The sequence below is a fragment of the Streptomyces sp. NPDC034043 genome (genome assembly GCF_055575675.1).
Window position 1 is genome coordinate 47323 of sequence record NZ_JBVISF010000008.1, and the last position, 11364, is coordinate 58686.

Below are 11364 nucleotides of genomic sequence, written 5' to 3' on the forward strand. Positions count from 1 at the left end.
TTTACGGCGCCCCGGGCGCCGCGGACGCGGCCGGTCCGGGGGGGGCCGCCGGGGTGCCCGGGGCCGCCGGGGCCGCCGGGGCCGCCGGTGCGCCGCCCGGTACGGCGGCCAGGGGCTCGCGCAGCCGCCAGGGCCGGCACATCCCGAGGAAGCAGGCCACCGCCAGCAGCGAGCAGCTCAGCTGCACCACCGCCATCGGCACCGCCGTGTCCTCCCCGGCGATCCCGACCAGCGGCGAGGCGACCGCGCCGACCAGGAACGAGGAGGTGCCCAGCAGCGCGGACGCCGACCCGGCGGCGTGCGGGGTGCGCATCAGGGCCTGCGCGTTGGTGTTCGGCAGCACCAGGCCCATCGCCGACATCAGCACGAACAGCGCGGCGGCGACGGGCACCAGCCCGGCCTTCCCGAACACCCCGGCCGACATCAGCAGCAGGGCGACGGAGGCGGCGGTGATGACGGCCAGGCCCGCGCCCAGGGCCTTGTCCAGGCTGATCCGGCCCACCAGCAGCTTGCCGTTGATCTGGCCGACGGCGATCAGCCCGACGGAGTTCAGGCCGAACAGCAGGCTGAAGGCCTGCGGGGAGGCCCCGTAGATCTCCTGCACGACGAAGGGCGAGGCGGCTATGTAGGAGAAGAGCACCGCGAAGGCGAAGCCGCCCGCCAGGGTGTATCCGGCGAAGACCCGGTCGCCGAGCAGACCGCGCATGGTCCGCAGCGCGGCCCCCACCCCACCGGTCTGGCGCCGCTCGGGCGGCAGGGTCTCGCCGAGGCCGCGCCACACCAGCAGGGTGAGTGCGAGGCCGACGGCGGTGAGGACGGCGAAGACCCCGCGCCAGTCGGCGAAGCGGAGCACCTGGCCGCCGATGAGCGGCGCGATGATCGGGGCGGCCCCGGATATCAGCATCAGCGTGGAGAAGAAGCGGGCCATCTCCACCCCGTCGTACAGGTCGCGCACGACGGCCCGCGCGATCACGATGGCGGCCGCCCCGGCCAGGCCCTGGAGCAGGCGGAAGCCGATCAGCAACTCGGCGCTCGGGGCGAGGGCGCAGATCGCGGTGGCGAGGACGTAGACGGCCATGCCGGTCAGCAGTGGCCGGCGGCGGCCCCACTTGTCGCTCATGGGGCCGATGACCAGCTGGCCGAGCGCCATGCCGGCGAGGCAGGAGGTGAGAGTGAGCTGGACGGTCGCGGCCGGACTGCGCAGGGCGGTGGTGACCTCCGGCAGGGCCGGCAGGTACATGTCCATGGAGAGCGGGGGGAGCGCGCTGAGGCCGCCGAGGACGAAGGTGACCAGCAGGCTGGTGCGGCGCGCCGCCGTCAGGGGGGCAGTGGTGCCGGGGGACTTCCGGGACGGGGGCTCGGGGGGCGGTCCGGACGACGGTTCGGGGGACGGCTCGGGTGACGGCCCGTGCGAGGGGGCCGTCGGGGGGCCACTCTCCGACATGCGGAACTCCAGTCTTTTCATCTGCTTTATCCACCCCTGGCCGACCCATGCTCTCAGCTGTCGGAACGCCCCGGGCCGTATGTCCGCTGTGACGTACTCTGCGGCCCCATGAGCGCACCCGCGAAGAAGACCGCTGTAGTGACCGGAGCCGGTTCCGGGATCGGCCGTTCCGTGGCCCTGGCCCTGGCCGGCGCCGGCTGGTCGGTGGCCGTGGCCGGGCGGCGGACCGGTCCGCTGGAGGAGACGGCCGCCGCGGCCGGGGCGGGCGCGGACGTGCTGCCCGTACGGGCCGACGTCAGCGACCCGCAGGACGTCGCCGCGCTGTTCGACACGGTCCGGGCCCGCTACGGACGCCTCGACCTGCTCTTCAACAACGCCGGCACCTTCGGTCCCGCCGGGGTCCCGCTGGAGGACATCGCGTACGAGGCCTGGCGCCAGGTCGTGGACGTCAACCTGACCGGCTCCTTCCTCTGCGCGCAGGCGGCGTTCCGGCTGATGAAGGAGCAGGACCCGCAGGGCGGCCGGATCATCAACAACGGCTCCATCTCCGCCCACGTCCCCCGCCCCCACTCCATCGCCTACACCGCGACCAAGCACGCCATGACCGGCCTGACCAAGTCCCTGTCGCTCGACGGGCGGCCGTACCGGATCGCCTGCGGCCAGATCGACATCGGCAACGCGGCCACCGAGATGACCGAGCGCATGCGGACCGGCATCCTCCAGGCGAACGGGCAACTGGCGGTGGAGCCGGTGATGGACGCCGCCGACGTGGCCCGCACGGTGCTGCACATGGCGGAGCTGCCGCTGGAGGCCAACGTCCAGTTCGCGACGGTGATGGCCACCGCGATGCCGTACATCGGCAGGGGCTGACCGCCCGGCCCGAACCGCCCCGGCCCGTCCCCGGGGCGCGGCCGCCCCGGTCAGGTCCGGGACTCGGCGGGGGCCGGGGTCCCGGTCGCGCCGCGCAGGCGGGCCGGGAGGAGGAAGAGGGTCAGGACGACCGCCAGGTAGAGGGACCACACCGCCAGCTGGTGGACGGTCGGGTCCGGCTGGAAGTTGAAGACGCCCTTGAGGAGGACCCCGTACCAGCTGTCCGGCGGCACCGCCGAGCTGACGTCGAACGCCTTGTCCTGGAGGCCGCCGAGGAACCGGGCCTCCTGGAGGTCGTGGACCCCGTACGCGAGCACGCCCGCGGCGACGATCACCAGCATCCCGCCGGTCCACGTGAAGAACCTCGCCAGGTTGATCTTCAGGGCGCCGCGGTAGAACAGCCAGCCGAGGACGACGGCGGTCGCGATGCCCAGCAGTACGCCGACCAGCGGCGCGGAGGACCCCTCGCCGCTCGCACGGACCGACGCCCACACGAACAGGGCCGTCTCCAGGCCCTCGCGGCCCACCGCCAGGAAGGCGGTGGCGACCAGCGCGCCGGTACCGATGGCGAGCGCCGAGTCGAGCCTGCCGTGCAGTTCGGCCTTCAGGTGCCGCGCGGTGCGCTTCATCCAGAAGACCATCCACGTCACCAGGCCCACCGAGACGATCGACAGGGTGCCGCCCAGCAGCTCCTGCGCCTCGAAGGTCAGCTCCTGGGTGCCGAACTCCAGCAGCGCGCCGAAGGCGAGCGAGAGCCCGCAGGCGATCGCGATGCCGAGCCAGACCGGGCGCAGCGCGGCCCGGTTCCCGGTCTTGACCAGGTAGGCGACGAGGATGCAGACGACCAGGCTGGCCTCCAGCCCCTCGCGCAGGCCGATCAGATAGTTGCCGAACACGGCGTTTCCTCTCCGGCGGGTACTCGGGCGAACGGCGGGGACTCATGCGAACAGGGTCCGGCCCCACCAGTCGTCCTTGTCGCGGACGCCCGGCGGGACGGCGAAGACCGCCGAACCCACGTGCTGGATGTACTCGTTCAGGACGTCGGACTTCGCCAGCCGGCGCTGGATGGGGATGAAGCCCTTGCGGACGTCACGCTGGTAGGCCAGGAAGAACAGGCCCGCGTCGAGGCGGCCCAGGCCGTCCGTGCCGTCGGTGAAGGAGTAGCCGCGCCGCAGGATCGTCGCCCCGTCGTTGCTGTCGGGATGCGCGAGGCGCACGTGCGCCTCCGGCTTCATCGCCTTCAGGAAGGGCTCGTCGCGTTCCTTGGACTTGCCCACGGGGGCGCCCTCGCCCTTGTCGCGGCCGAAGATGTCCTCCTGCTCCTGGAGGGAGGTGCGGTCCCAGGTCTCGATGTTCATCCGGATCCGCCGGGCGACCAGGTACGAACCGCCCGTCAGCCAGTCGCTGCCGTCGCCCGCGCCGACCCACACGTGCTGGTCGAGGGCGGCGGTGTCGGTGCCCGAGATGTTCCGGGTGCCGTCCTTGAAGCCCATCATGTTGCGCGGGGTCTGCTCGTCCGGGGTGGTGGACGAGGTCTTGCCGAAGCCCAGCTGCGACCAGCGCACCGCGACCTTGCCGAAGCCGATGCGGGCCAGCTGGCGGATGGCGTGCACGGCGACCTGCGGGTCGTCGGCGCAGGCCTGGACGCACAGGTCGCCGCCGGAGCGGGCCGCGTCCAGGTTGTCGCCGGGGAAGAGCTCCAGGTCCACCAGCGCCTCGGGGCGCCTGCCCTCCAGACCGAAGCGGTCCTTGGCGAACAGGCCCGGGCCGAAGCCGACGGTCAGGGTGAGGCGGGAGGGCTTGAGGCCGAGGGCCTCGCCGGTGTCGGTGGGCGGGGCCTCGGGCAGGCCGCCGTACGCGTCGCCGACCGGCTGCCCGGCCGTCATCAGCCGGGCCGCCGCCGTCCAGTCCTTGAGGAGCCCGACCAGCTCGTCGCGGCTCTTCGTCCGCACGTCGAAGGCCGCGAAGTGCAGCCGGTCCTGGACGGCGCTCGCGATGCCGGCCTGGTGCTCGCCGTGGAAGGGCACCGCCGCCCCGGCCGCGGCCGCGGGGGAGACGTCCGGGCCACCGCCGAAGGCGGCCACCGCGCCGCCGGCCGCGGCCGCGCCGACCGCCAGCCCGGCCCCGCCCCAGCCGAGCACGGCGCGGCGCGAGGGCGCGCCGGCGGCGCCCGTGGTCTCTTCCGGCACCTCGTCGGTCATGGTGGGTCTCCCGCCTCTGCCTGGCTCCGGACTACTTGACGACCGCGGCGGCCAGCTTGGAAAGGGGCTCGGCCAGTGCGTTCACACCGTCCGAGAGCTCCTTGCGCTCCGCCTCGCCGACCTTGTCGTAGGAGGTGAACTCGTAGCCGTTCTTGTCGGCGCGGTACTTGTCGAGCAGGGTGTTCAGCGCGGCGAACTGGGTGTCCAGCTGCTTGGCGAGCTCCGTCTCGTTCTTGACGGTGACCGCCTTGAGGAGCTCGTAGGACTTCTGGGCGCCCTCGACGTTGGCCTTGAAGTCGACCAGGTCGGTGTGGCTGTAGCGCTCTTCCTCGCCCGTCACCTTGCCGGTGGCGACCTCGTCGAGCAGCTCCTTGGCGCCGTTGGCCATGGACGTGGGGGTGATCTCGGCCTGGCCCACCTTCTTCTGCCATGCGGTCAGGTCGGTGATCAGGGTGTCGGCGAGCTCCTTCTCCTCGTCGCCGATCTTGCCGTCCTGGAAGAGGGACTTCTCCAGGCGGTGCCAGCCGGTCCAGTCCTTGGCCGGGTCCTGGCCGGCCTCCAGGCCGTCCTCGCGGACGTCGACCTTCGGGTCGATGTCGCCGAAGGACTCGGCGACGGGCTCGGTGCGCTCCCAGCCGATGCGGGAGGGGGCGTAGGCCTTCTTCGCGGCCTCCACGTCCCCGGCCTTGACGGCGTCGGCGAAGACCTGGGCCTTCGGCAGGGTCTCGTCGGCCTGCTCCTGGACGTACTTGCGGTACGCGGCGACCGCGGCGTCCAGCTCGGGGCTGCGCTTCTCGGTGCCGCCCTTGCCGGTGGCCTTGACCTTCGTGCGGATGCCGTCGCCCTTCATGCCGGGCTTGCAGACGAACTCGTACTCGCCCGCCTTGATCTCGGCGGTGATGGTGGCCTTGGTGCCGGGGCCGATGTTCTCCCGCTCGGAGACGATCCGGTCGTCCGGGAAGAGCACGTAGAGCTCGGTCACCTTGGAGCCCTTGTTCTCCACCTCGATGGAGACCTTGCCGGCCGGGAACTCGGTCCGCGAGACCTCGCAGGCGCTGTCGGTCGCGTTCACGTGGATCGCTCCGGAACCGCTCTTGTCGCTCTTCTCGGCGCAGCCGGTGACTGCGGTGAGCGCGGCGACGGCTGCTGCCGCGGTGAGCACGGTGAGGCGGGCGGGGCGCATGGGGGCTCCTGGGGAAGCGGGGGCAGGCCGGTGAGGCTGCCCTAACTTAACCGAGGCGTACCTGACCGTCACCCAGTCGTCCAGTGATTCGTCTCTCAGGTTCCGGCCCCGGACACGGGCCCGTCACGACCCCTCCATGAGTCCCTCAAGGGAGGGTCAAACGGGGGTCAAACGCCGTCCGATCCGGCCCCCGCGGGGCCCGGCGGGGCGGCGCGGACGCGGAGTGCGGCGGCCCCGTACCGGGACCGCCGGCGGGGCGCCCGTGCGCGGATGGGCGAGCACCTCCACCGGCATCCGTGCGCTCCCCGGCCACCGGGCCCGGACGCCGCGCCGTGCTTGAATGCCAGCGTGAACGATCTAGACGTGATCAAGGTCTTCTGCGCGGGTGACGGCCGCTTCGGCAACCTGCTCGGAGTCGTCCGCGACGGCCGCACCTGCCCGGACGACGCCTCCCGGCAGGCCCTCGCCGCCGAACTGGGCTACAGCGAGACGGTGTTCGTCGACGACCCCGAGCGCGGAGTCGTCGACATCCGCACCCCCGGCACCCGGATGTCCTTCGCCGGACACCCGCTGGTCGGGGTCGCCTGGCTGCTGGACATCGAGGAGCTCCAGCCGCCCGTCGGCTCCGTATGGGCGCGCGACGACGGGGAGTTCACCTGGATCACCGCCCGCCCCGAGTGGGTCACCGGCAAGCGCACCGAGCGGTACGCCACCCCCGCCGAGGTCGACGCACTGCCCGCCCCGCCGCCCGGCGAGGGCTGGCTCTACGCGTGGGCCTGGGAGGACGAGACCGCGGGACGGATCCGCGCCCGCGGCTTCCCGCGCCGCCCGGACGGGGTCATCACCGAGGACGAGGCCACCGGCTCGGCGGCGATACTCCTCACCGCCGAGCTGAACCGCGCCCTCAACATCACCCAGGGCGCCGGCTCCCAGATCCTCACCGCCCCCGGCCCCGACGGCACGATCGAGATCGGCGGCCGCGTCCGCTTCGCCTCGTGACGGACGAGGGGGCCGGGCCGGTGCGCACACACCCGCCCGGCCCCCTCCCGCCGCACCGCTCGGCCGCCCGGGCCTACGCGCTGAGCGGGAACTCCTCGCCCAGCTCGCGGAAGACCGCGCCGTTGAAGTCGAAGGCCCGCTTGCACTCGTCGATGATGCGCTGCTTCTCCAGGTCGTCCGCGGCGATCGCGTCCAGCAGCTCCCGGTAGGTCCGCTTGAAGGCGGCCGGGTTGGAGATGTCCGCGAAGACGTAGAACCGCACGCCGTCGCCCTTGCGCTCGAAGCCCCAGGTGCGCTCGGCCTTGTCCCGGATGATCTGGCCGCCGGAGAGGTCGCCCAGGTAGCGGGTGTAGTGGTGGGCGACGTACCCGCCCGGCCAGGAGGCCGCGCACTGCGCGACCCGGTCCGCGTACGCCCGCGTCGCGGGCAGCGCGCTGACGGCGTCCCGCCAGCCCGGGCCCAGCAGGTGGGCCAGGTCGCGCTCGATCTCGGCGACGCGCATCAGCTCGGGCCGTATGAAGGGGCCCGCCACCGGGTCCTCGCGCAGCGACTCGGCGCCGTCCTCCAGCGCCCGGTACACGAACCACAACTGCTCGGTGTAGCGGGTGTACGCGTCCACCCCGAGGCGCCCGCCGAGCAGGTCGCTCATGAACGTCGAGGTCTCGGCTTCGGTGTGCTGCTCGTGCGAGGCGACACGGATGACCGTGGAGAACGCGTCCAAGACTGACCTCCGGAGAAGAGGAACGGGCCCGGCGGCACGCCGCCGCCACGCCCGATCCTCCTGCTTAGGATTACCTCAGTCAATGTGTTCCCGACGCCTTGTCGGTAAAAACCCTCCGGCGGGCAAAGAACTCGCCGCCGCGCCCCGCCGCCGCGCCCCTACGGCAGGGTCAGGATCTCCGCGCCGGTGTCCGTCACCACCAGGGTGTGCTCGAACTGCGCCGTGCGCTTGCGGTCCTTCGTGACGACCGTCCAGCCGTCCTCCCACATGTCGTACTCGTGGGTGCCCAGCGTCAGCATCGGCTCGATGGTGAAGGTCATCCCGGGCTCGATGACGGTGGTGGCGTGCGGGCTGTCGTAGTGCGGGATGATCAGGCCGGAGTGGAAGGACGAGTTGATGCCGTGACCGGTGAAGTCCCGGACCACCCCGTACCCGAACCGCTTCGCGTACGACTCGATGACGCGGCCGATGACGTTGATCTGACGGCCGGGCCTGACCGCCTTGATCGCCCGGTTCAGGGCCTCCCGGGTGCGCTCCACCAGCAGCCGCGACTCCTCGTCCACCTCGCCGCACAGGTAGGTGGCGTTGTTGTCGCCGTGCACCCCGCCGATGTACGCGGTCACGTCGAGGTTCACGATGTCGCCGTCCCGCAGGACGGTCGAGTCCGGGATCCCGTGGCAGATGACCTCGTTCAGCGAGGAGCACAGGGACTTCGGGAACCCCCGGTAGCCCAGCGTCGACGGGTAGGCGCCGTGGTCGCACATGTACTCGTGCGCGACCCGGTCCAGCTCGTCGGTGGTCACCCCGGGCGCGATGTGCTTCGCGGCCTCCTCCATCGCCTGCGCGGCGATCCGGCCGGCGATGCGCATGGCCTCGATCGTCTCGGCCGACTGCACCTCCGGTCCGGTGTACGGAGCGGGCGCGGGCTTGCCCACGTACTCGGGCCGGCGGATGTTGCCGGGGACGGAACGGACGGGAGAGAGCTCGCCTGGTACGAGCAGCGACTGGCCAGACATGCAAGCGAGTGTATCCAGCGGCGATGGGGCAGCATGGCGACGAGGAGCGGTATCGAACGGTATCGAGCGGCGGTACCGGACAGCCGGCGTCGAGAGGAGCCCCGAGGCGATGGCCCTGTTCAAGAAGCGTCAGGTGGGAAAACCGGGCGAGTGGTACTACTGCCTGGTCCACAGCAAGGTCGAGGAAGGTCCCGAGTGCCCGGCCAAGGACCGCTTCGGCCCCTACACCACCCGTGAAGAGGCCGCCCACGCCATGGAGACCGCGCAGGAACGCAACCTCGAATGGCAGAACGACCCCAAGTGGAACGACAAGACCCGCGAGGACGGGGAAGGCGGCGGCGCCACCCCCTGACCGGGCCGTCCGCGCCGGCGCGGCCTACCAGCGGCTGGGCGGGGGAGCGGTCAGCCGCTCGGCCAGCCCGGCCAGCCGGTCGCGCAGCCGCCGCGGCCCCCGCCGCTCCGGCGGGCCGTTCTCCCCGGCCGCCGCGCTGACCAGGTGCTGCACGGTGTCCAGATCCAGCTCGGAGGTGGCCGGCGGCACCGACAGGGCGTCGTGGGCGAGGGTGCCCAGGTCGGGGTCCCCGCCGTCCAGGGACAGTACGGTCGCCCCCGCGCGCCGGGCGTCGTGCACCCGCTCCAGCAGCCCCGCGCCGGGCCGCTCCGGCGCCACCACCAGCAGCGTGTGCCCGCGCCGGGCCGCCTCCAGCCGGCTCAGCCCCACCGACAGGTGCGGCGGCTCACCCGGCCGCACGTGGTGGCGCACCAGCGTCGGCGCCAGCTCCGGCTGACCCGACCAGGCGGCCTCGTCCACCAGGTGCGCCGCCAGGTGCCAGGGCTCGTACCGCTCGGTGCCCACCAGCAGCAGGCTGCCCCCGCACGGCGCCACCGACCGCCGCAGCGAGCCCGCGAAGCGCCGGGCCTCGTCCGGCCACCCGGTCCCGGCGAGCACCTCGCGCAGCAGCGCCACCCTCACGGCATCCATGGCGGCATCCTGCACCATCGGACTCTCCTCGTCCGGCCTACTCGGCAGTACCCTCGCCCCCATGACTTCCTCAGACAGCACCCAGAAGCCCCCGGCCAAGGACCCCTGGGACCTCCCGGACGTCTCCGGCCTCGTCGTCGGCGTCCTCGGCGGCACCGGCGACCAGGGCCGGGGCCTGGCCTACCGGCTCGCCCGCGCGGGCCAGAAGGTGATCATCGGCTCCCGTGCCGCCGACCGCGCGCGCGGCGCGGCCGAAGAGCTCGGCCTCGGCGTCGAGGGCGCCGACAACGCCGAATGCGCCCGCCGCAGCGACATCGTGATCATCGCGGTGCCGTGGGAGGGCCACGCCAAGACCCTCGAAGCGCTGCGCGAGGACCTCGCGGGCAAGCTCGTCGTGGACTGCGTGAACCCCCTCGGCTTCGACAAGCAGGGCGCCTACGCCCTCCAGGTCGAAGAGGGCAGCGCCGCCCAGCAGGCCGCCGCCCTGCTCCCCGACTCGCGCGTCACCGCCGCCTTCCACCACCTCTCCGCCGTCCTCCTCCAGGACGCCTCGGTCGAGGAGATCGACACCGACGTGATGGTCCTCGGCGAATCCCGCGCCGACACCGACCTCGTCCAGGCCCTCGCCGCCCGCATCCCGGGCATGCGCGGCGTCTTCGCGGGCCGCCTGCGCAACGCCCACCAGGTCGAGGCGATGGTGGCCAACCTCATCTCCACCAACCGCCGCTACAAGGCCCACGCCGGCCTGCGCCTCACCGACGTCTGACCGCCCCGCCCCCGGGGCCCGCGCCGCTCCCGGACCCGCGCCGGCGGCGGGGGCCCGGGCGGGATGGGGGACACTGGAGGGGTTCGACCCCCTTACGTGCCCCCGAGGAGCTGTTCCCGATGCCCCGCCTTGCCGTGTTCGCCCTTGTCGTCTGCGTCCTTGCCGTGGCCGCGGCCGTGGTCGCCTTCGTGGAGGGCAGCTTCCTCGGGATCGTGTGGGTGCTGCTGGCCGGCGTCACGTCCAACATGGCCTGGTTCTACGTACGCAAGGCCAAGGCCGAGAAGCAGCAGCGGGCCGCCTGACCGGCCCGGCCGGGGCCGTCGTGCCCCCGCCGGCCCGCAGGACGCGTACTAGTCCTGCGGGGCCGTGCAGAAGAACCCGTCCGAGTCCTGCCAGAAGCGGTACAGGTCGCGGCCGCAGTACGTCTCCAGGTCCGAGACGCCGAGCCCGCGCAGGACCCCCCGGACCGCGTCGAAGAAGACGGCGTTCACCTCCGGGATCCACAGCAGGACGAACACCCCGATCAGCGCGAACGGCGCCAGCGGGGCCAGCTCGCGGCGGACGCGGTGGGGGAGCCAGGGCTCGATGATCCCGTAGCCGTCCAGGCCCGGCACCGGCAGGAAGTTCAGGATCGCCGCCGAGACCTGGAGCAGCGCCAGGAAGGCGAGCGCGAAACGGAAGGGGAGCGGGACCCCGTCGAGGGCGCCCAGCCAGAACGGGGCGGTGCAGACCACCGCGAAGGCCACGTTCGTCAGCGGCCCCGCCGCCGAGACGAGGCTGTGCTTCCAGCGGTCCCGGATCCGGTCGAGCTCGATGTACACGGCCCCGCCGGGCAGGCCCAGCCCGCCCAGGATCACGAACACCACCGGCAGGACGATGCTGAGCAGCGGATGCGTGTACTTCAGCGGGTTCAGGGTGAGGTAGCCCTTGGCGCCGACCGTGATGTCACCGCCGTGCAGCGCCGTCCGGGCGTGCGCGTACTCGTGCAGGCACAGGGAGACCACCCACGCGCACGTGACGAAGAGGAACACGGCCAGCCCCGTGCTCGCCGCGTAGTCCGTCCACACCGCCCAGCCGGTCACGGCCATGACGGCGACGATGCCGAGGAACACGGAACTGATCTGCCGCTCGCTGCGGACGCCCTGATGAACCATGCCGCGAAACCTACCCCGGGCTCGGCGC

Annotated in this window: 13 protein-coding genes; 5 read left to right on the forward strand and 8 right to left on the reverse strand. The window is 72.6% G+C overall.

Going from position 1 to position 11364, the window contains the following annotated elements:
* Nucleotide 1 precedes the first annotated feature (1 nt).
* Nucleotides 2-1444 carry a multidrug effflux MFS transporter gene (locus ACZ51S_RS20355; RefSeq protein WP_468802211.1) on the reverse strand — a complete coding sequence of 481 codons (1443 nt, stop codon included), beginning with the start codon at nt 1442-1444 and terminating at the stop codon, nt 2-4.
* A gap of 108 nt (nt 1445-1552) precedes the next feature.
* On the opposite strand from ACZ51S_RS20355, the gene ACZ51S_RS20360 reads away from it, so the two are divergent.
* Complete coding sequence (locus ACZ51S_RS20360; RefSeq protein ID WP_388935937.1) at nt 1553-2314, forward strand: SDR family oxidoreductase; 762 nt, start codon at nt 1553-1555, stop codon at nt 2312-2314.
* 50 nt (nt 2315-2364) lie between these two features.
* Here the strand turns inward: ACZ51S_RS20360 and efeU are convergent, their stop codons facing one another.
* Genes efeU through efeO form a run of 3 tightly spaced genes read right to left on the reverse strand, consistent with a single transcriptional unit; the run spans nt 2365 to nt 5698 of the window.
* Nucleotides 2365-3210 carry an iron uptake transporter permease EfeU gene (efeU, locus tag ACZ51S_RS20365; RefSeq protein ID WP_468477625.1) on the reverse strand — a complete coding sequence of 282 codons (846 nt, stop codon included), beginning with the start codon at nt 3208-3210 and terminating at the stop codon, nt 2365-2367.
* Nucleotides 3211-3252: 42 nt separating this feature from the next.
* A complete protein-coding gene (gene efeB / locus ACZ51S_RS20370) occupies nt 3253-4515 on the reverse strand; it encodes an iron uptake transporter deferrochelatase/peroxidase subunit (protein WP_468477624.1) in 1263 nt (420 codons plus the stop codon).
* A gap of 31 nt (nt 4516-4546) precedes the next feature.
* Entirely contained in the window at nt 4547-5698 is a 1152-nt protein-coding gene (efeO, locus tag ACZ51S_RS20375) for an iron uptake system protein EfeO (RefSeq protein WP_468802210.1), read from the reverse strand.
* A 348-nt stretch (nt 5699-6046) separates the two neighbouring features.
* Between efeO and ACZ51S_RS20380 the strand changes: the two genes are divergently transcribed.
* The gene (locus ACZ51S_RS20380; RefSeq protein WP_468477622.1) at nt 6047-6697 is read left to right on the forward strand and encodes a PhzF family phenazine biosynthesis protein; all 651 of its coding nucleotides are present in this window, start codon (nt 6047-6049) and stop codon (nt 6695-6697) included.
* 73 nt (nt 6698-6770) lie between these two features.
* On the opposite strand, the gene ACZ51S_RS20385 is transcribed toward ACZ51S_RS20380, so the two are convergent.
* Both ACZ51S_RS20385 and map read right to left on the reverse strand, forming a co-directional pair.
* Nucleotides 6771-7418, reverse strand: a complete 648-nt coding sequence (locus tag ACZ51S_RS20385) for a biliverdin-producing heme oxygenase (protein ID WP_467893874.1) — start codon at nt 7416-7418, stop codon at nt 6771-6773.
* 158 nt (nt 7419-7576) lie between these two features.
* Nucleotides 7577-8434, reverse strand: a complete 858-nt coding sequence (map, locus tag ACZ51S_RS20390; RefSeq protein WP_007263801.1) for a type I methionyl aminopeptidase — start codon at nt 8432-8434, stop codon at nt 7577-7579.
* Between the two features lie 109 nt (nt 8435-8543).
* On the opposite strand from map, the gene ACZ51S_RS20395 reads away from it, so the two are divergent.
* Nucleotides 8544-8786 (forward strand): hypothetical protein, encoded by a 243-nt coding sequence (locus ACZ51S_RS20395; protein WP_468477621.1) that lies wholly within the window; start codon nt 8544-8546, stop codon nt 8784-8786.
* Nucleotides 8787-8810: 24 nt separating this feature from the next.
* Here ACZ51S_RS20395 and ACZ51S_RS20400 read toward each other — a convergent pair whose 3' ends face one another.
* On the reverse strand, nt 8811-9416 hold the full coding sequence (locus ACZ51S_RS20400) for a hypothetical protein (RefSeq protein WP_388935915.1): 606 nt from the start codon (nt 9414-9416) through the stop codon (nt 8811-8813).
* A gap of 61 nt (nt 9417-9477) precedes the next feature.
* Between ACZ51S_RS20400 and npdG the strand changes: the two genes are divergently transcribed.
* Both npdG and ACZ51S_RS20410 read left to right on the forward strand, forming a co-directional pair.
* Nucleotides 9478-10182 carry an NADPH-dependent F420 reductase gene (gene npdG / locus ACZ51S_RS20405; protein ID WP_388935912.1) on the forward strand — a complete coding sequence of 235 codons (705 nt, stop codon included), beginning with the start codon at nt 9478-9480 and terminating at the stop codon, nt 10180-10182.
* 119 nt (nt 10183-10301) lie between these two features.
* Nucleotides 10302-10484, forward strand: a complete 183-nt coding sequence (locus ACZ51S_RS20410; protein ID WP_388935910.1) for a hypothetical protein — start codon at nt 10302-10304, stop codon at nt 10482-10484.
* 48 nt (nt 10485-10532) lie between these two features.
* Here the strand turns inward: ACZ51S_RS20410 and ACZ51S_RS20415 are convergent, their stop codons facing one another.
* Entirely contained in the window at nt 10533-11336 is an 804-nt protein-coding gene (locus ACZ51S_RS20415; RefSeq protein ID WP_468477620.1) for a site-2 protease family protein, read from the reverse strand.
* Nucleotides 11337-11364 lie beyond the last annotated feature (28 nt).

Excerpts from the sequence above, each read along its gene's own strand:
- ACZ51S_RS20355 (WP_468802211.1), bottom strand. The coding sequence starts at position 1,444 with ATGTCGGAGAGTGGCCCCCCGACGGCCCCCTCGCACGGGCCGTCACCC.
- ACZ51S_RS20360 (WP_388935937.1), top strand. The coding sequence starts at position 1,553 with ATGAGCGCACCCGCGAAGAAGACCGCTGTAGTGACCGGAGCCGGTTCC.
- efeB (WP_468477624.1), bottom strand. The coding sequence starts at position 4,515 with ATGACCGACGAGGTGCCGGAAGAGACCACGGGCGCCGCCGGCGCGCCC.
- efeO (WP_468802210.1), bottom strand. The coding sequence starts at position 5,698 with ATGCGCCCCGCCCGCCTCACCGTGCTCACCGCGGCAGCAGCCGTCGCC.
- map (WP_007263801.1), bottom strand. The coding sequence starts at position 8,434 with ATGTCTGGCCAGTCGCTGCTCGTACCAGGCGAGCTCTCTCCCGTCCGT.
- ACZ51S_RS20395 (WP_468477621.1), top strand. The coding sequence starts at position 8,544 with ATGGCCCTGTTCAAGAAGCGTCAGGTGGGAAAACCGGGCGAGTGGTAC.
- ACZ51S_RS20400 (WP_388935915.1), bottom strand. The coding sequence starts at position 9,416 with ATGGATGCCGTGAGGGTGGCGCTGCTGCGCGAGGTGCTCGCCGGGACC.
- npdG (WP_388935912.1), top strand. The coding sequence starts at position 9,478 with ATGACTTCCTCAGACAGCACCCAGAAGCCCCCGGCCAAGGACCCCTGG.
- ACZ51S_RS20410 (WP_388935910.1), top strand. The coding sequence starts at position 10,302 with ATGCCCCGCCTTGCCGTGTTCGCCCTTGTCGTCTGCGTCCTTGCCGTG.
- ACZ51S_RS20415 (WP_468477620.1), bottom strand. The coding sequence starts at position 11,336 with ATGGTTCATCAGGGCGTCCGCAGCGAGCGGCAGATCAGTTCCGTGTTC.